Origin of the sequence: Sulfitobacter sp. 1A13679 (genome assembly GCF_043557115.1) — a bacterium.
In the GTDB taxonomy this organism is placed as follows: domain Bacteria; phylum Pseudomonadota; class Alphaproteobacteria; order Rhodobacterales; family Rhodobacteraceae; genus Sulfitobacter; species Sulfitobacter faviae.
The window spans coordinates 1-16,487 of sequence record NZ_JBIFFO010000019.1 but is presented as its reverse complement, the minus strand read 5'-3'; the positions used below and the strand labels follow the sequence as shown (position 1 = coordinate 16,487).

At 57.7% G+C, this 16,487-nt stretch carries 15 protein-coding genes and 1 pseudogene; 8 read left to right on the top strand and 8 right to left on the bottom strand.

Annotation, left to right across the window (positions count from 1 at the left end; genetic code table 11):
• The first annotated feature begins 66 nt into the window (after positions 1–66).
• A complete protein-coding gene (locus ACGYLA_RS14640) occupies positions 67–990 on the top strand; it encodes a PQQ-dependent sugar dehydrogenase (RefSeq protein ID WP_132446368.1) in 924 nt (307 codons plus the stop codon).
• Positions 991–1,478: 488 nt separating this feature from the next.
• Positions 1,479–2,258, top strand: a complete 780-nt coding sequence (locus ACGYLA_RS14635) for an alpha/beta fold hydrolase (protein ID WP_132446392.1) — start codon at positions 1,479–1,481, stop codon at positions 2,256–2,258.
• A 644-nt stretch (positions 2,259–2,902) separates the two neighbouring features.
• On the opposite strand, the gene ACGYLA_RS14630 is transcribed toward ACGYLA_RS14635, so the two are convergent.
• A complete protein-coding gene (locus ACGYLA_RS14630) occupies positions 2,903–3,481 on the bottom strand; it encodes a hypothetical protein (RefSeq protein ID WP_394433470.1) in 579 nt (192 codons plus the stop codon).
• 114 nt (positions 3,482–3,595) lie between these two features.
• Here ACGYLA_RS14630 and ACGYLA_RS14625 point away from each other — a divergent pair.
• Positions 3,596–4,554 (top strand): IS630 family transposase gene (locus tag ACGYLA_RS14625; RefSeq protein WP_132446372.1). Its coding sequence is split into 2 segments (ribosomal slippage): positions 3,596–3,937 and positions 3,940–4,554, totalling 957 coding nucleotides; the frame shifts between segments, so codons are not numbered across the junction.
• A gap of 272 nt (positions 4,555–4,826) precedes the next feature.
• On the opposite strand, the gene ACGYLA_RS14620 is transcribed toward ACGYLA_RS14625, so the two are convergent.
• On the bottom strand, positions 4,827–5,162 hold the full coding sequence (locus ACGYLA_RS14620; RefSeq protein WP_132446374.1) for a type II toxin-antitoxin system RelE/ParE family toxin: 336 nt from the start codon (positions 5,160–5,162) through the stop codon (positions 4,827–4,829).
• Positions 5,163–5,435: 273 nt separating this feature from the next.
• The gene (locus tag ACGYLA_RS14615) at positions 5,436–5,933 is read right to left on the bottom strand and encodes a hypothetical protein (protein ID WP_394433467.1); all 498 of its coding nucleotides are present in this window, start codon (positions 5,931–5,933) and stop codon (positions 5,436–5,438) included.
• Positions 5,934–6,791: 858 nt separating this feature from the next.
• On the opposite strand from ACGYLA_RS14615, the pseudogene ACGYLA_RS14610 reads away from it, so the two are divergent.
• Together ACGYLA_RS14610 and ACGYLA_RS14605 are read left to right on the top strand one after the other, a co-directional pair.
• Positions 6,792–7,325 (top strand): annotated as a pseudogene (locus ACGYLA_RS14610) (chemotaxis protein CheB); the annotation flags it as partial.
• Between the two features lie 283 nt (positions 7,326–7,608).
• Positions 7,609–7,734, top strand: coding sequence for a hypothetical protein (locus ACGYLA_RS14605; protein ID WP_394433535.1), 126 nt, complete (start codon positions 7,609–7,611; stop codon positions 7,732–7,734).
• Positions 7,735–7,811: 77 nt separating this feature from the next.
• Here the strand turns inward: ACGYLA_RS14605 and ACGYLA_RS14600 are convergent, their stop codons facing one another.
• Positions 7,812–8,408 (bottom strand): chemotaxis protein CheB, encoded by a 597-nt coding sequence (locus ACGYLA_RS14600; protein WP_394433465.1) that lies wholly within the window; start codon positions 8,406–8,408, stop codon positions 7,812–7,814.
• 263 nt (positions 8,409–8,671) lie between these two features.
• On the opposite strand from ACGYLA_RS14600, the gene ACGYLA_RS14595 reads away from it, so the two are divergent.
• Together ACGYLA_RS14595 and ACGYLA_RS14590 are read left to right on the top strand one after the other, a co-directional pair.
• On the top strand, positions 8,672–10,051 hold the full coding sequence (locus ACGYLA_RS14595; RefSeq protein WP_394433463.1) for a sensor histidine kinase: 1,380 nt from the start codon (positions 8,672–8,674) through the stop codon (positions 10,049–10,051).
• A gap of 281 nt (positions 10,052–10,332) precedes the next feature.
• A complete protein-coding gene (locus tag ACGYLA_RS14590) occupies positions 10,333–10,941 on the top strand; it encodes a recombinase family protein (RefSeq protein WP_394433528.1) in 609 nt (202 codons plus the stop codon).
• Positions 10,942–11,239: 298 nt separating this feature from the next.
• Here ACGYLA_RS14590 and ACGYLA_RS14585 read toward each other — a convergent pair whose 3' ends face one another.
• Together ACGYLA_RS14585 and ACGYLA_RS14580 are read right to left on the bottom strand one after the other, a co-directional pair.
• Entirely contained in the window at positions 11,240–11,467 is a 228-nt protein-coding gene (locus ACGYLA_RS14585) for a hypothetical protein (RefSeq protein WP_394433461.1), read from the bottom strand.
• A 108-nt stretch (positions 11,468–11,575) separates the two neighbouring features.
• Positions 11,576–11,929, bottom strand: a complete 354-nt coding sequence (locus tag ACGYLA_RS14580) for a hypothetical protein (protein WP_394380664.1) — start codon at positions 11,927–11,929, stop codon at positions 11,576–11,578.
• Positions 11,930–12,342: 413 nt separating this feature from the next.
• Here ACGYLA_RS14580 and ACGYLA_RS14575 point away from each other — a divergent pair, with 413 nt between their 5' ends.
• The gene (locus ACGYLA_RS14575; RefSeq protein ID WP_394433459.1) at positions 12,343–13,773 is read left to right on the top strand and encodes an ATP-binding protein; all 1,431 of its coding nucleotides are present in this window, start codon (positions 12,343–12,345) and stop codon (positions 13,771–13,773) included.
• A 655-nt stretch (positions 13,774–14,428) separates the two neighbouring features.
• Here the strand turns inward: ACGYLA_RS14575 and ACGYLA_RS14570 are convergent.
• On the bottom strand, positions 14,429–14,728 hold the full coding sequence (locus tag ACGYLA_RS14570) for a hypothetical protein (protein WP_394433457.1): 300 nt from the start codon (positions 14,726–14,728) through the stop codon (positions 14,429–14,431).
• 419 nt (positions 14,729–15,147) lie between these two features.
• Positions 15,148–15,675, bottom strand: coding sequence for a hypothetical protein (locus ACGYLA_RS14565; RefSeq protein WP_394433455.1), 528 nt, complete (start codon positions 15,673–15,675; stop codon positions 15,148–15,150).
• Positions 15,676–16,487: the final 812 nt, after the last annotated feature.

The window sequence follows — 16,487 nt, the reverse complement described above, 5'->3', positions numbered from 1 at the left end:
CGGGTCAGTGACGCGTTTCGGTATCGGGCCACCTTGTTAGATCAACGAAACAGGAAGAGCATTCCGATGCAGGGAACACGCCAGACCACACTTGCCGCGCTGCTTGTAACCATGGCTGCGCCCGTCGCGGCGGCGCCAGGCCATGGCGAGACAGAGGTGACCTTCACGCGTGGCAATCGCAACACCGATTTCGCGCCGGCCTACGACGCCCAGTTCCGCGCCAAATTGGTCGAAGGCAGCGCCGAGACCTCGACCGAACTTCTGGCCGGCGGGCTGGTCCACCCCTGGGGCATCGACCAGCTGCCCGACGGCTCCTTCCTGGTGACAGAGCGGCCCGGCCGCCTGCGCCACGTCACCGCCAACGGCACCGTGCACGCTCCCATCGAAGGCGTGCCCGAGGTCTACAATGAGGCGCCCGAAACCGGCTGGGCCACGCAGGCCGGGCTGCTGGACGTGAAGGCCGGGCCGGAATTTGCCACTGATCGCATGGTCTACTTCACCTATTCCAAGCCCATGGGCGACGGCATGTCCGCCACAGCGGCAGCGCGCGGCCGGCTGTCCGATGACATGACCCAATTGACAGAAGTCGAAGACATCTGGGTCCAATCGCCGCCCTCAGACGCAGCGATGCATTACGGCTCGCGTCTGGTCTTCCGTGGCGACGGCACTGTGTTCATCACCACGGGGGAGCGCTTCACCGAGAAGTATCGCGAATACGCACAGGATCTCGCTCGGACCTACGGCAAGGTAATCCGCGTGAACCTCGACGGCTCGATCCCCGAGGATAATCCTTTCGTTGGCCGCGAGGGCGACGACGCGATCTGGTCGCTGGGCCACCGCAACATGCAGGGCGCCGATCTGGCCCCCGATGGCAGCCTTTTCGTGCTCGAGCACGGGCCTGCCGGGGGCGACGTGCTGGATGACGGCTCAATCGTGTTCCTGACGGATTTCGAGAACGGCTCGGTCATGCACGTCACGGCGAAGGACTGAGCTTTTTGAGAGGAAACTAAAGGTGGCGCAGTTTCTGCGGCGCTGCCACTCCTCTGCCACGCGAGGCTCGGGCTCCTATAGCGTCGACTGGTGTGCGTCTATCGCGTCCTCCAGGTGGTTAGGCGCAGGACATTGAATGTTACCCTCAGTTTCGCCCCTGTATCCCGGCGCCGCGGAGAACGGCAGAAAGGCCCGGCGCGCGCACCGCAGGCGTTGATCATGCTGGGCGCGCATCAATGTCTGCTTCGGGAAACTTGCGGAGCAGCACGTGGGTGTAGCGCGAACAGCAGGTTCGGGCCGTCCTTGACTGCGGCGAGACGACCGCACAGGGGTCAGGAATCGATATCTGCTGCGCGGGGGCATCGGCGGCGGCGATGCGCAGGAGGACCGGAATATGCGCGTCCGCTGCACGTCGCCGTCGGCACGACGACCCGTCGGCTACCAGCACAACCGGCGGAACCAGTTTCGCTGCCGAGCGTTCCTTGAGCATGGAATTGAATTGCGAACGTCACGGTGCCGGACCACCATTGCTCCTGGTTCACGGGCTGGGTGGAAGCGTCCGGTCCTGGGACGGCATCCTGCCGATGCTTGCTCGCGGACGCGAGGTCATATTGGTCGATCTGCCTGGGCACGGGGGGTCTCCGGCGCTTCTGGGGCGCCAGACGATCGCCGCCCATGCGGACGCGCTCGAATACTTCATCGACCGGAACGGGCTCGCCGACGTCGATACCGTCGGCAGTTCTGTCGGCGCGCGGCTGGTGCTGGAACTGGCACGGCGCGGCATCGGTGGCCACACGGTCGCTTATGATCCGGGCGGTTTCTGGCGCGGCTGGGAGACGGCGTGGTTCCGCTCCACGCTTGCCGCCTCGGTCCGGCTGGTGCGCCTCCTGCGGCGGCGCATTCCGGCGCTCTCGCACAGCCGCGTCGCGCGGGCCGTTCTGCTCGCGCAACTGTCGGCGAGGCCCGGTGCCCTCGATCCCCTGCTGGTCCGGAACGAGCTGACGGCCATAGCCGAGACGGACGTGTTCGACGCGATGCTGCGCGAACTGGCACGTGGTCCGTTGCAGGAGGGGACCGCCACACCTCCGGGCCGCGTGACGATTGGCTGGGGCCGTCAGGACCGTCTTCTGCTGCCACGTCAGGCGGAGCGCGCACAAGCGGCCTTCCCCACCGCGCGGTTGCACTGGTTCGAGCGGTGTGGCCACTTCCCGCAATGGGACCGCCCGAAGGAGGCCGCAGAGGTCATTTTGAAGACGATCGCGAGATGAGGCGCGGATAACGGACGTGACCTCTCACACGCGGTCCAGCTCCTCGAGAAACTGCATGATGAGACGGAGATAACTCGAGCGGATGCTTCCTTTGTCCGCTCTGCCGACCTTCACCTTCGAAAATGATGCGCGAGGGATGAATGGCCGATATCGTGAAGCTGCATCGCAGCGTTCGACCATCAAGCCAATGGCAGGGTCTGGGCCGGCTGCGTCACGTGTAATAACTTTATAGATAGGAATTTAACACTTTCCGTATGCGGCCACAGTAGCGTCGCGCTAAACCATATGACCAATAGGGTTAACTTGACCTCGGCGTTCCGCATTTCGGCAAGGAGCTGAGCGGACAGACGGGCTTTCGCTGCAAGTGCGCCAATGACTGGTCTCCGCTTTTGACATGCCACACCCAGCATGACCGACACGGGAGTCTGAAAGACCGGGAGAGAAGACGCCAAAGGCTGTCTTTTGTGCGGCGTTGAGAGAAGCGGGGGAGAACGACCGGAACGTTTTTTCACGACCGTAACCGGTGCGCCGCTTATAGCGATCTCTCGATGATCATCGTCCTCCAATGAAAAAGGGCAAGGCTAACGCCCCGCCCTTTTTTTCGGCTCAAACGAAAGACTGGCGGCTGACGTCAGCCGCTTAGCTCACTTCTCAATAATGCTCTCATCTGGGTTTGAAAGATTCTCGCTTGTAGGCTCGAAGATGAACCCTTGTGAGTATTCTGGCGTCTCGCCGTTCATGACCTGCTGGATCGTCTCGCCATAGTATTGGCGCGCCTCCTCGACGGTCTTGTTGCCTTGGATGATGTCGTGGGCCAGATTGATGGCGAGGAAGTTCGCGCCTTCCTTGTCGCATCGAGCCGAAATCATCGCCTCTGTCTTGTTGACGACAACGCTGCCATCATAGCGGGCAAGGTCGTCGAACATGTCGTCCGGGACATCCATTTCAATCCACTGCTGCATTACGTCGGGATGCTCGACAGGAAAGTTGTGCGTCGTCGCCTCATCGTAAATTACTGTCTTCTTCCAAGGACCGGTATCATACCAGACCAGCTCGTGGTCGGTAACATGCGCGGGCTCCCCATAGGTTTCCATCATATACTGCGCAGCTTCCTGCGAAGCTTCCGGCCAAGAGCTCAAATCCATATGGGCTTCTGCAAGGGCCGGGCCAGCCAATCCGGTGCAGATTGCAGCCATAGTAACGAGTTTTGTGGTGCGTTTCATGTCATCCTCCTCCAATGCGAAAGCGCTTGTTTAAAGCGTCCGACGCAAAACCTGAATCGGAATAGATTCCCTTGAGGGCTGATCTGTGATTCATCCTGTTTGGGAGGATGGATCATGTCAGCACCTTTGCCGGATGCGCTTCGAGCGCGATTTCAGAGATTGATTGAAGAAGGGTTGAGCGGGCGGGCGGCGGCGTTGCGCCTGAAGCTTTCACCTGCCACTGGGGCGCGTTGGAGCCTTGCGATCCGACGAAGGGGACACGCATGCGCTTCCCCGCAAGGTCGGCCTCGGGGCAAGGGCAAGCTTGATCCTCATCGCTCGTTTCTCATCGAACTGATCAATCAGGACGGCGACATGACCATGCCCGAACTGGCCGGTGCGCTGGCGGATGCGACCGGTGTTCAGGCGCACCCGGATGCGATTGGACGGTTCCTGCGCAAGCTCGGCTTCACGTACAAAAAAAGTCGTTGGTCGCAACCGAGCGGCGGCGCGCACGGGTAAGGAAACAACGCGAGGACTGGATCAAGCATCGCCTGCCAGCCGTCGCGGCCCGACCGGATCGCGTTGTCTTTATTGACGAAACCTCCGTCAAAACCAACCTGACCCGCCAGCGAGGCTGGTCTCGGCGGGGCGAGCGGCTGGTGATGGACGCGCCCTTTGGATCATGGGGCACGCAGACCTTCATCGCGGGTCTGGGCGCAGGGACGCTGATCGCCCCGTGGGTCATCAAAGGTGCGATGGATGGCGAAGCCTTTGCCGCTTACGTCGAGCAGGTACTGATCCCGGAACTGGAGCCAGGCACCGTCGTCATCCTGGACAACCTCGCTACGCACAAGAACGCCACCGCCGCCAAAGCCATGCGCGAAGCCGGATGCTGGTTCCTGTTCCTGCCGCCTTACAGCCCCGACCTGAACCCGATCGAGATGGCCTTCTCGAAACTCAAGGCACATCTGCGCAGGATCGGCGCGCGAACCTTCACCGACATGTTCAAGGCTCTCTCGGAAATCTGCGATCTCTATTCCCAGGACGAATGCTGGAACTACTTCAAGGCTGCCGGATATGTTTCAGGTTAAAGGTCGGGCGCTTTAAAAAAATGGAGGCCGCGTTCCGGCCTCTCACCACCACAACAAAGCGCGAGAGCCAATGTTCCCGGACAGACGTCCTTGTATGGTTGAGATAATGTTATCCGCCCATCCAGAGGCTGTGCCCGGGGTGATGCAGTTTCGCTCGAGACTTGTGGGCTTTGACCCGGGGGGCGGTTACAGCATCAGTCCCGCTTTCGATGACCTGAGGAGGCGGCACTCATCAGATAGCGGCAACGGCTGTCCACAGAGTGCAAGTATCGTCATTCCGGAATGACGTCGCGCAGCGAGGCCGGTATGTCGCGCGCGCCGTGCAGCACGCGCCAGAGATCCACGAAGTCGTCTTCCTCGCTGTAGAATGCCAAGTAGCCGAAGCCCTTCACTGGCCACACCCTCAGACCGGGCCGACCGAGATCCCAGCCGAACCGAGGTGATCCGGATGCTGGGTGCGTCGAGATGTGCAGGCAGGCCGCCTCGAAGGCATCGATGAAGCGCATGGCCGTTTCGTAACCCGCCTCGCGGGCGAGGTAGTCGACTGCTGCTTCGATATCGTGACTGGCGGCCAGTCGTGGGACGACGGGCTTAGCATGATCCGTCAAGCTGTCTCGCCGGCCGCCAGAGATGCCCTGGCCCTGAGAGCCTTGAAAGTCTTCTCAGTGATGGGCTCGCCTTGCGCGCTTACGCGCCCCTCATCGAGCAGAGCTCGCAGCGCCTGCCGGTCCAGATCCCGGCGGATTAGATCACGCACATACTCACTGGATGTGCCGTAGCCGCGCGCTACCGTCTGAGCGTCCACTGCGGAGCGCATGTCATCGGGCAATGAGATGTTCATAGTAGCCATCCCCATAAGATGAGCACTATTGCAATTTTTGTCAATGCGAGTCAGGCCTTGATCGCCAATGTCCCAAGCGAGGGGTCGCGCTGATTTCTGATGACCACCAACACGATTTGCTGACATTCGCCTCATAAGCATTGTTCAGGTCAGCATTGAGGCCAGCATAGGTGATTGACCATGTAGGCACTGTATTCACGTCGTCCTGACTGGGATTGATCCCCAGAGCGACGAGCTCGCAGTAAATGTAGGAGGCGGCAATTTCAGCGGTCTCGTCAGCGATGCAAGGGTCGTCAATCGGGCTATTGGCCAAAAGGTCCCACGCATGATCAAATAGAGCCCACCAGCGGCGCAGTGTCCCGACCTCCACCAGTGAACGACCAGCGACGAACTGAGCTGTGGCGCGCCGGATCACTGCCGCATGTTCGGTGAACCCGTGCCGGTGCGGGGCGGAGATCGTCTCTTGGGTGGCCTTTACCAGGCCTCCGGCGTCCGCTGCGTGGAAGATGGTGGTGTCGGTGTCGGAAATCTTCGTCAAAATGCTTGGCTCCTATGGTGATAGGAACAAGGTGGTCATGTTCGACAGATTCAAAAAATAGAATCTCTCCGAGCCGACTGCCGGTGGCGAAGATGACACGGCTCCGAGCCCCGATCATGATCGGGAAGAATAGCCAACGCACATGGATGGATTCCTCTGGATCTTCCCAGTTTAACACCCCCGAAGGCGTCGAAAAGATCCGGATAATTCTGTATTAAGCTTAACGCACAACATATAGATTTGGACCCTATAGATAGTCTATATATGGACATATACGCCCAAGTTTAACAGCTCGGGAGAACCAGAAGCTCAGCGGCATGCTGAATCCGAGCTTCCAGAACAGGATTTGTGTGGGCATCCCCTATTGCCCGCGTGCTGTGATGCACAATCCGTTAGATGAAGAAGATGGATGATCTGCCTCTAAGCGGCCCTTTGGCGACCGCATAGTGAGCTAATTAAATCCGGTTCCTATAGGAACCAAATGAAATCAATAACTTAAGTTTTTCGCCAAGGCTCGGTTTGGGCTTTGTGTCTTGAACACGGGGCAGGCGTCGCCAGCTACGACGGCGGATGAGAAATCCGGTTCCTGTAGGAACCAAATGAAAACAGATACTTAGAAAATGGAAGATTGGAAAATTAGATGATCAGGTCCTCCAGAAGCTGTCCTCACTTCTCATGCTACGGCTTTGGAGGTCATTGTGAACGAGATACGCCGGAGGCGGCCTTTAAGAGTGCCATCAGCCTCGCGCCTAAAATGAGAGCCAACCCGCCTCCGACGATATCGAGCATGTGCGGCAGTGTCCGGCGGAAGCTGGCCGGTCGGTTAGGAACGTTTCTTGACGCCGGGGGTTTGCCAATATGGTTGTTGAGCATCGAACTATCGCAATCGGCGGTTCCACTGGTGCGGTGAAGGACCTCAAGCGCATCCTTGCCGCCTTACCGGCGGACTTCCCTGCGCCCGTGTTTATCGTGATCCATGTCGGTGCGCAGGGGCGCAATCTGCTTGCCAAGTCTTTTGAAGGGTGTGGGCCGTTTCCGGTTACGACAGCCGAGGATGAAGAAACGGTCGAACCCGGCCATGTTTACATTGCGCCCTCAGATCGACACCTTCTCGTTATGGACGGGGCGATAAGATTGGGGCGCGGCCCGCGCGAAAATATGGCCAGGCCCGCTGTGGACGCCCTCTTCCGCTCCGTTGCTCTATCCTACGGATCTCGGGCCATCGGACTGGTTATCACCGGACATCTAAACGACGGGGCCTCTGGTCTGGCCGCTATCGGGCAGCGCGGGGGTATCACAGTCGTTCAGAACCCATCTGATGCAGAGGCGCCAGACATGCCATTTGGTGCGCTGGAGGCGAGCGACATCGATTACAGAGCGCCAACGGACGAACTCGCTCCACTTCTCTCGATGTTGGCACAGCAGCCCCCTGGGCCGGAGGTTCAGGCATCGAGAGCACTTGAACTCGAAGTCGACATTGCTCTCGGGCGTCCATGTCGAAGCCCGACGATTGCCGAAATCGCCACTCCCTGTGCCGATCACCTGCCCATCTTGTGCTGGAGTGCTTTCGGCGATCAAGGAACCGCCATTGCGGTTTCGTTGTCAGGTGGGGCACGGCTACACGGCCGAGGCGCTGGCCAAGGAGCAAGAAGGATCTCTCGACGAGGCGGTCCGCGTGGCACTGCGTATTGTGGGCGAGCGGGCCACGCTCATCGAACGCATGGTCCGCGACGCGCAAGCCGCAGGCCGGACGCATGCGCACCGGGACCTGCATGAAAAGGCCCGAACTCCGGACCTATGAGGACGTGCTCCGGCGGGCTGCGCTCGGATGGATGGATGCCCAGCAGACGGACCGATAGCTCTCGGCGCTCGGACGGCTCAAGAGGACCGAGGTGCGCTCGTCAGAAGACCCTTCACCGCTTTGGCGATCGCAGACACATCGCCCATGACATCGACGGGACCATCGTATGCTCTCGCATTCTCCGGCATGCCGGGCCGACGCTGTCCTTCCCTTCTGAGGACCATTGTATAGCCTCCCGCATCATGGATCTCAGCAAGACCCCGTGAACCGTCGTCAAGTGACCCGGATAGCACAATCCCGATGGTTCGCTGGCCTCCCAATACGACGAGGGAGTTGAACAGCAGATCAACCGTCCGATTTCGGTGCGCCCGTTTTGGATCGGATATCAAAATACTAATGCTATCCGATAGAAGGCACAGATGGCGGGAGGGCTCCCCAATATAGATACAGCCGGGCCGCAACTGCTGGCCTTGATCCGCGATCTGCACTGGCATGTGCGTCGAACGTTGCAATATTTGCCGTAGATGAGTGTCTTTCTCCCAAGGCCGGTGCAGGACGATCATTACGATGGCATTGATCTCCTGCCATTCTGCAAGCAGGGATCGAAGATCATCGAGCCCTTCAGCCCCTGACGCTCCAATGGCAATGACCCAAGGGGATAACTCTTCCAGCATACATTGAGTGTGTGTTATCTGCGCGTGTTCCGATAGTGCTGCTGTTCCTTGAAACCTGTCCGCTGCCGGATCGCCGCCATAACCTCAGTCGAAAACTTTAAGCCCGCCCAGCAACTTAGGCGGGACAACTATGTCTTTTGACATAACGTGAATAGGCTGCGGCTGTTAAGCAGACGTCAGTGTTGTCACCAAAGCGTTTCGCTTGCCCATTCTTGGCTTCCTGTTCAAAGTGGCCGGTGGCGGGAAATAAGGATATGCCACACATGCAAAACGAAGAGAGGTCGGAACCCCGCGACAGCGATCCCTATCAACTTGCCTGCCTTGCCGCAGGAGTAGGTGTTTGGGATTGGGATCTTCGGTCGGACGAGATCTACTTTTCTTCCCTTGCGCGAGAGATTCAGGGTCTTCCGCCAGATGAGCCAGCAACGTTCGCCACAGTGCGGGCGCTAACCCATCCCGATGATGCTGCAGGTATGCTTGCCGCGCTGGAGCGCGCCCTCGATCCGGAGAACCGCTCACAGGAGAACTATGTCTACCGGATCACGCGTCCTGACACCGGTGAACTTCGGTGGGTGAGAGCTCATGGCGTTGCGCGGTTTGCCGAGGTCGAGGGCAAGATTCAGGCCGTGCATTACAGCGGCTCGCTCGAGGATATCACCGAGCGGGAGGAAATGCGGCGCGCCCTGGCTGAAAGCGAGGCACGGCTGCGCATTGCACTCGATGCCGCCCAGATGGCTGTCTGGGAGATCGATCTCGAGAGCGATATCGTCACGTCCTCGGTAGAGTTGAACCGGCTCTACGGTTTCCCGGACGATGCCAAGCCCGCTGCTGATGATTTCCGGGCGCGCTATGCTCCAGGCGAGGGCGAGCGCCTCGCAAAGGCAGGAGCGGAGGCGCGGGCAAGTGGTGAGAACAAGCTTCAGACACAGGTGCGTCATGTGTTTCCTGATGGATCGGAACGAGTGTTTCTGCTCAGGGCCGCGCTGGCGCCGGTCGATCATACCGGGCGGGAACGTGCTATCGGGGTGGTGTTCGATATCACGGAACAGGCAAGACAGGAGGAGCGCATCGCAACTGTCGCCGATGAACTTCGCCACCGGCTGAAGAACCTGGCAGCATTGATGGGAGCGATCGCCGGTCGAACCTGGGCCCGGGACGCGCACTACGAAAGCTTTATGGCGCGTCTGCGCGCGATGTCGGCAGCCACCGATCTGATGTTCGGAAAAGAAACCCGTGCTATCGCGGTTTCGGAGCTTGTCGATCATGTTCTGGCTCCCTTCCAAGATGAGACCTGTAAAATCAGAATCGAGGGCTCGCCGGTGCCCGTTCCGAACAAGGCGATTTCCGGCCTTGCCATGGCGCTCCATGAACTTGCCACCAACGCCGTCAAGCATGGCGCGCTTTCGGTCCCGGCTGGCGGTATCGATGTAAGCTGGCACAGCACCGCAGATGGGACGCTGGAGCTGCACTGGAAGGAGCACGGCGGCCCCCCGGTGGCGAAGCCTGAGCATGTGGGGTTTGGCACCCAGCTACTGCGCCGTGGTGCCCTTCCTCCGCCGCATCGAGTGGAACTCTGCTATCTCGCATGTGGGCTGGAAGCCTATATCCATGTCGCTGGAGATGATCTCAGTCCTAATCAGTAACTCTCTCGTTATGCCCGTTGTCAAACTGGCGCTAAGTTCCAGAAACGGATCGACGAATTGTTCTAATCAGCGACGGGTTCAAATGACTTCGAGGTCTTCGTCCGCCAGTAGTGGATGGTGACTTTATCTGTCGACCGATCGAAAGCACTGACCTCTGGTGCGCGGTCAGAATAGAGCGTCTTGGCATGCGAGATTGTCCTTGTTAGTCATTAGTCTATTATGGACAAAATTCGCGCCAGCAAAATCAATGGTTTGCGAGGTCAAAATCCGAGGGGGTTCAACTGGGACAGCGCGCAGCAATTTATGCGAGGGTTTCGACCTCGGACCAGTCGTGCGAGCGACAGGTCACCGAACTGACAGCCTTCGCGGAACGTGGCGGTTACGGCGTCGTCGGCGTCTTCAAAGAAACGGCCTCCGGAGCCAGCGTTAATCGCACCGCGCGCAACCGATTGCTCGATCTTGCACAAGCCCGACAAATTGACGCGATCCTGGTCAGCGAACTTTCTCGATGGGGGCGGTCTACACAAGACTTGTTGGATACTCTGAACAGGCTCGCAGGCTGGAAAGTCTCGGTTGTGGCCATGAATGGTATGACCTTCGAACTTGACACACCGCACGGGCGTATGATGGCCACCATGCTCGCCGGGATCGCGCAGTTCGAGCGAGACATCCTCAGCGAGCGCGTGAAATCTGGCCTTGCCGCCGCGCGGGCGCGAGGCAAGAAGCTTGGCCGACAGCCAGGCCAACGACCAAAATCCGATAAGCTTGCTCCGAAGGTGCTTCAGGCCATCGAAGAGGGCCGGTCATACCGCTGGATTGCCCGAGATCTTGGTATCTCGAAAAACACCGTCTCCGACATCGTCAAACGGAACCGTCAAAAGGCCTTGTGAGACGATCGCCCCTATTGGAAACGAGCCCAGTAGGCGATGTTTCTAAACTGCGATTTAATCATAGCCAGAGTAGAAGGTTGCGCGATGCCCGTGTGATGCAACCTCAGACACCGTGGCTCTGATGGTGCCAGTGCATATGCTATGGTTGCCGCTGCATTCCCGCTCTGCCGCCATTTGTCGTCTGGATCAGCGTGGGTTTCTTTCGCGGCCGCAACGAACGGCAGGTCCTTGAGCCCTGACTGACCGCGCCGAGCTTGAAGCTTTTCGCAGTATCAGCATCGCATGTTGGGGACGGCCCTTAGCCGGCCTTGGTGATGTCTGCAGCGGATGACGGCTTCGAGCCCATTTTGACTGATGCTGCACCTCGCGCGAACTGCGGCTTCGACCCTTCGATGCGCAAATGCGTGTCGCGCCAAGAGTCAAATTTCTTGCCGCCATTTATGTATTCCTGTCCGATATTGATCCCGCCGGTAAACCCGACCGTGTCGTCGATCACCACGGCTTTGCGGTGGTTGCGGAAATTCACCCCGATACGACCAAACGCACGATGTGGGCCGGGAATACCACGTATCTCAATACTTCGTCCTGAATCTTGCGCACATAGCGAAAGCCCAGAAACAAGGACCCGAGCATGTCAAAGAACACGGACCCTTACGCCGCGGCGTGCGGCCTGGATCAGGAGATCCTGCATCTTGAGACCCACGGCATCGGAGCGGATGATATAAAACTGAATAAGAATTTCGTCCTCCGCCGCGTCGATCGCGGCGAAAACCGCATCAAAAGTTTCTTGCCCATCAATGAGTAATTTGACGGAATTGCCTTTCTCCGGGGTTACGGTGGACAAGTTGACGAGGCTGTCCAGCCCGCCCACAGCCGTTTGCGTCGACGGCCGGACATCCTGCCCAGCCCGCCGTGAGGATAGGCGGGAAACGCTGCCGAATAAGGCGTAGGCCGGCAAGGCCAGAAGCGGAAAAGAGATGAGAAACACAACCCAGGCTGCGGCGATTTCGTTACAGCCAGAGTAGAAGGTTGCGCGATGCCCGTGTGGTGTAACCTCCGAAATCACGCGGGAGAGAGCGGCCTAAGCGGAGCTTTGAGGCGGGTTCATCTCCCGAGAGCGGCGTCCAAGCCAGCCGTTTGTGCGTCATCTGACGGCCTCCCTGTCGGCGAGATCTGCGGCCTTAATCACGCCCATTTTTTGGGCGAAATAAATTAGGCCAACTTTCGCTCAAAGCAAGTCTTCGTTTAAGCATTTTTTCGCCGCGCCGCAGCAGTTTTATTCATGAGCAGTGAATCCGGAGTTGTGTAAACAGCCCCTCGCCCCCAACTGCGGACTTCAACCTTTTTTCTTTCACATTGCCGATGTGGTTGAATGCTCACTCTGTCTGAAAGACATCCTCCATGAATTATAACGCGATGGCCCTGTCGGGGCTCAGTATGCCGTTTTCTGATTTTGATATCCGCTTTGATAAGATCACCAGCTTGGCTTCGCGGCTCTTACATGCACCGGTTTCGCTTCTCACGGTCATCGACGATGCAGGGGGGCGCCAGCTGTTGAAATCAGCCGTGGGTGTCCCGGATGAGCTGCATCAGAGCCGTGCGACGCCGCTGAGCCATTCCTTCTGCAAACATGTGCGAGACAGCCGTTCGACGTTGCTATTGACCGATGCTCGAGAGCATCCACTTCACATGCACAATCCCGCAATAGAGGCTTATGGCGTCGTTAGCTATCTCGGCGTTCCGTTTCACGGCGAGCGCGGCAAGCCGATTGGTGCGCTTTGCTGCTCAGATGAACGTCCACGAGAGTGGTCTGAGCAAGACGTGGAGCTATTGATGCGCCTGGCTTCAATTGCGGACGACCAGTTTTATCTGGCTTCAGCAGTAAGAGATCGAGCAAGGGCTAAGCTTCTTGCGGAAAAAGCGGCGTTGACCCGAGCGAGTTTTCTGTCGCATGCAAACCATGAGGTCCGGACCCCCTTAAGCGCAATTTCTGGAGCCGCGCGCCTTCTCAGTGCTATTTCGACGGACGATAAAGCTAAAAGCTTGGTCGAGGTGATTGAGCGAAATACGTCTCGCCTGCGCGCCCTCACAGAGGATCTGATGCGCATCGCAGAGTTGGACACGGCTACCGCTTCCATTACAGCAGAATCTTTTGATCTTACTGATGTGATCGAAGATGTCGTCGCCCGAAACCTCGAGGCCGCCCACGCCAAGGGGATAGCTCTGACTTCGAATAGTCAGACCATAGACAATATGATCTTCTTGTTCGATGTCGCCATTCTCACAAACGTAGTGGACCAACTCGTATCAAATGCGATCAAATTCACAGCCGGTGGTGAAGTCCAAGTGACAGTAGAAACAACCTCGCAGGAGGATTCTGTCATAATCTGTGTAAGTGATACCGGAGCCGGTATGGGATCCAATCTGCAAAGCAGGCTTTTTGATGAGTTTGAGGGCCATGATCCGAGAACTGCCCGGGAAGGGGGAGGGACCGGGCTTGGGATGAACATCATCAAACGTGAGATCGAGTTGCTGGGGGGCACCATATCTCTGTCCAGTGGCCTCAATGAAGGAACCCAGTTTACCATTTATCTCCCAACAGCCCATCGCTTGGCGAACAACGACCTGATGGAGGGCGACGAGCAGAGTGATTACCGCCATATTACCTGTCTTGAATGTGGCGAGAAGGTGAACACTCTGCGTCGCCATATTAGCCAGAAGCATGACATGACACCGGAAGCATATCGCGCTAAATGGGGCTTGCCAGAGGATTTTGAACTATCGAGTCCAGCTTACAGGGCAATGCGGCGCGCTGTTAGAAACCGCAAGTAAAACAAGCTGCCTGCGATAGTCTACCGCGTATCCCGGTAATCCCCCCATTTTTAATGGGGTCCAGCCGTAGAGTTCAAGCGGCTGTTTTCAGTTTCATTGCGGGTGTCATGCCGCGCATGGCAGAGCGTATTAAGCTCGGCATCTTCATCTTCCTCTTCATCGTCATGACACCACAGGTCAGGCGCTGTCGTCCTCTGACGGCTGGGACGCAGCGAGTGCCTGAATGCGCTTTGATGGGCCTTTGTAACGCGCCCCTCGGAGGGAACCGCCGTTAGCGCGTGCCATATCAGCGTGTGAAACCTGACCAGAGCGAAGTAGTTCTTCATCGCGCGCACGCGCGGCGGCTTTCTCAGCTGCGCGGTCTTTGAACGAAAATCTGGGCGCCTTGGGTTTCATGTTGCCTCCCTCGCGTGAAGCTTATCACATCGATGTCGATTTCTTCCTGGGAAACCGGGACACCTGTGGCCAGCCTGTGCCGCACTTGCAAAATGTGAAAAGCGCCAACTGAAGATATTAGTCTCTTCAACCATTGGGGAGGATCTGTCGAGCGGTGACATGTCACCGGACTTCGGGGCAATTGCTTCGATTGCACAAGTGCGCCAGAACCTAAATCTGGCGCACTGAGGGAGAACAGAGATCTCTGGTCTACTGTTACTTACCGGCTGTCGTTGCCAGCGCCGTAACCACCGTAGATGTAGCCTTCGCCGGCGCTGCTACGTGCTTCGGAGCGGGAGCTCATCACTGTGTCGTCGTTGTAGCTGTTGTCGGCCGTGCTGAAGGTAATGTCATTCGCTTTGGTCGACTCGAGCGGTGCGAGCATCCGTGCCTCATCACCGTATGTCATCTCAGCGCCGATCGACGTGTCCAGGAAGAGGTCCTGACGATAAGTCGAGGTATCAGCCAAGGCGGCGGTGGAAATCAAGGCGGCGGCGGCGGTTGTCATAATCAGTTTCATACTGTGATCCTTTGATCTTACGGCTGTCGCGTGATTGCGACATCATCGTTGCTGTAGGAGTAACGGGACCAACATGATTAAAGTTTCTGCAGTGCAGCGCACACGGTCTGTGCTTCACCGAACAACTCACCGATCTCGCGAAACGGCCTACATCGACGTAAAGGCTTTGCGCGGATATCTGGTCACCTGTGGCCAGCCTGTGCCGCACTTGCAGACAGACCGGCGCTCGAACTCGTGTTGGGTAATGCCGTCGGGCACATCGCCAAGCCTGCGGGTCACCGTATGACCGCACTCCCAACATCGAACCTCGATGTGAGTGATGCCGGGTGAGAACAGTTCATCAATGGTGGAGGTCATATCTGATCGACATACGCCATTGCCATCATGCCGCCAATACAGCGGCCGCGAGGGTTCCTCCCTCAAACTCTTCCTGTGTGTCTGCGCAGGTATCGTAGGTAAGCTGGTCCAGCAGCTCCGCCACCTGCGCAGACACGCGCTTCAAGTGCAGGGTCGGTCAGCCGGGGCAGGGTAGTCAGGATCTCATAAGCATTGTTCAGGTCAGCATTGAGGTCAGCATAGGTGATTGACCATGTAGGCACTGTATTCACGTCGTCCTTACTGGGATTGATCCCGAGAGCGACGAGCTCGCAGTAAATGTAGGAGGCGGCAATGTCAGCGGTCTCGTCAGCGACGCAAGGATCGTCAATCGGACTATTGGCCAAAAGGTCCCACGCATGATCGAATAGAGCCCACCAGCGGCGCAGTGTCCCGACCTCCACCAGTGAACGGCCCGCGACGAACTGCGCTGTGGCGCGCCGGATCACCGCCGCATGTTCGGTGAAACCGTGCCGGTGCAGGGCAGAGATCGTCTCTTGGGTGGCCTTTACCAGGCCTCCGGCGTCCGCTGCGTGGAAGATGGTGGTGTCGGTGTCAGAAATCTTCGTCAAAATGCTTGGCTCCTATGGTGATAGGAACAAGGTGGTCATGTTCGACAGATTCAAAAAATAGAATCTTTCCGGACCGACTACCGGTGGCACAGATGACACGGCGCCGAGCCCCGATCATGATCGAGAAGAATAGCCAGCGCACATGGACAGATTTCATTTGGATCTTTCCAGTTTAACACCCCCGAAGGCGTCGAAAAGATCCGGATATTTCTGCATTAAGTTTAACGCACAACATATAGATCCTGAATCCTATAGGTAGTCTATATATGGACATATACGCCCAAATTTAACAGATCGGGAGAACCAGAAGTTCGGCGGCATGCTGAATCCGAGCTTCCAGACCAGGATTTGACAGTGTGGGCATCCCCTATTGCCCGCGTGCTGTGATGCACAATCCGTTAGATGAAGAAGGGATGATCTGCCCTAAGCGGCCCTTTGGCGACTGGATAGTGAGCTAATTAAATCCGGTTCCTATAGGAACCAAATAAAATCAATAACTTAAGATTTTCGCCAAGGCTCGGTTTGGGCTTTGTGTCTTGAACACGGGGCAGGCGTCGCCAGCTACGACGGCGGATGAGAATCCGGTTCCTGTAGGAACCAAATAAAATCAATGACTTAGCATTTTGGCCAAAGCTCGGTTTGGGCTTTGTGTCTTGAGCACGGGGCAGGCGTCGTCGGCTACGGGCGGGTGAGAAATCCGGTTCCTGTAGGAACCAAACGAAATCAATGGCTTAGGATTTTCGCCAAGGCTCGGTTTGGGCTTTGTGTCTTGAACACGGGGCAGGCGTCGCCAGCTACGACGGCGGATGAGA

Coding starts and splice junctions, on each gene's coding strand:
- ACGYLA_RS14640 (WP_132446368.1), top strand. CDS start 67: ATGCAGGGAACACGCCAGACCACACTTGCCGCGCTGCTTGTAACCATG.
- ACGYLA_RS14630 (WP_394433470.1), bottom strand. CDS start 3,481: ATGAAACGCACCACAAAACTCGTTACTATGGCTGCAATCTGCACCGGA.
- ACGYLA_RS14570 (WP_394433457.1), bottom strand. CDS start 14,728: ATGAAACTGATTATGACAACCGCCGCCGCCGCCTTGATTTCCACCGCC.
- ACGYLA_RS14595 (WP_394433463.1), top strand. CDS start 8,672: ATGCAAAACGAAGAGAGGTCGGAACCCCGCGACAGCGATCCCTATCAA.
- ACGYLA_RS14635 (WP_132446392.1), top strand. CDS start 1,479: ATGGAATTGAATTGCGAACGTCACGGTGCCGGACCACCATTGCTCCTG.
- ACGYLA_RS14600 (WP_394433465.1), bottom strand. CDS start 8,408: ATGCTGGAAGAGTTATCCCCTTGGGTCATTGCCATTGGAGCGTCAGGG.
- ACGYLA_RS14575 (WP_394433459.1), top strand. CDS start 12,343: ATGAATTATAACGCGATGGCCCTGTCGGGGCTCAGTATGCCGTTTTCT.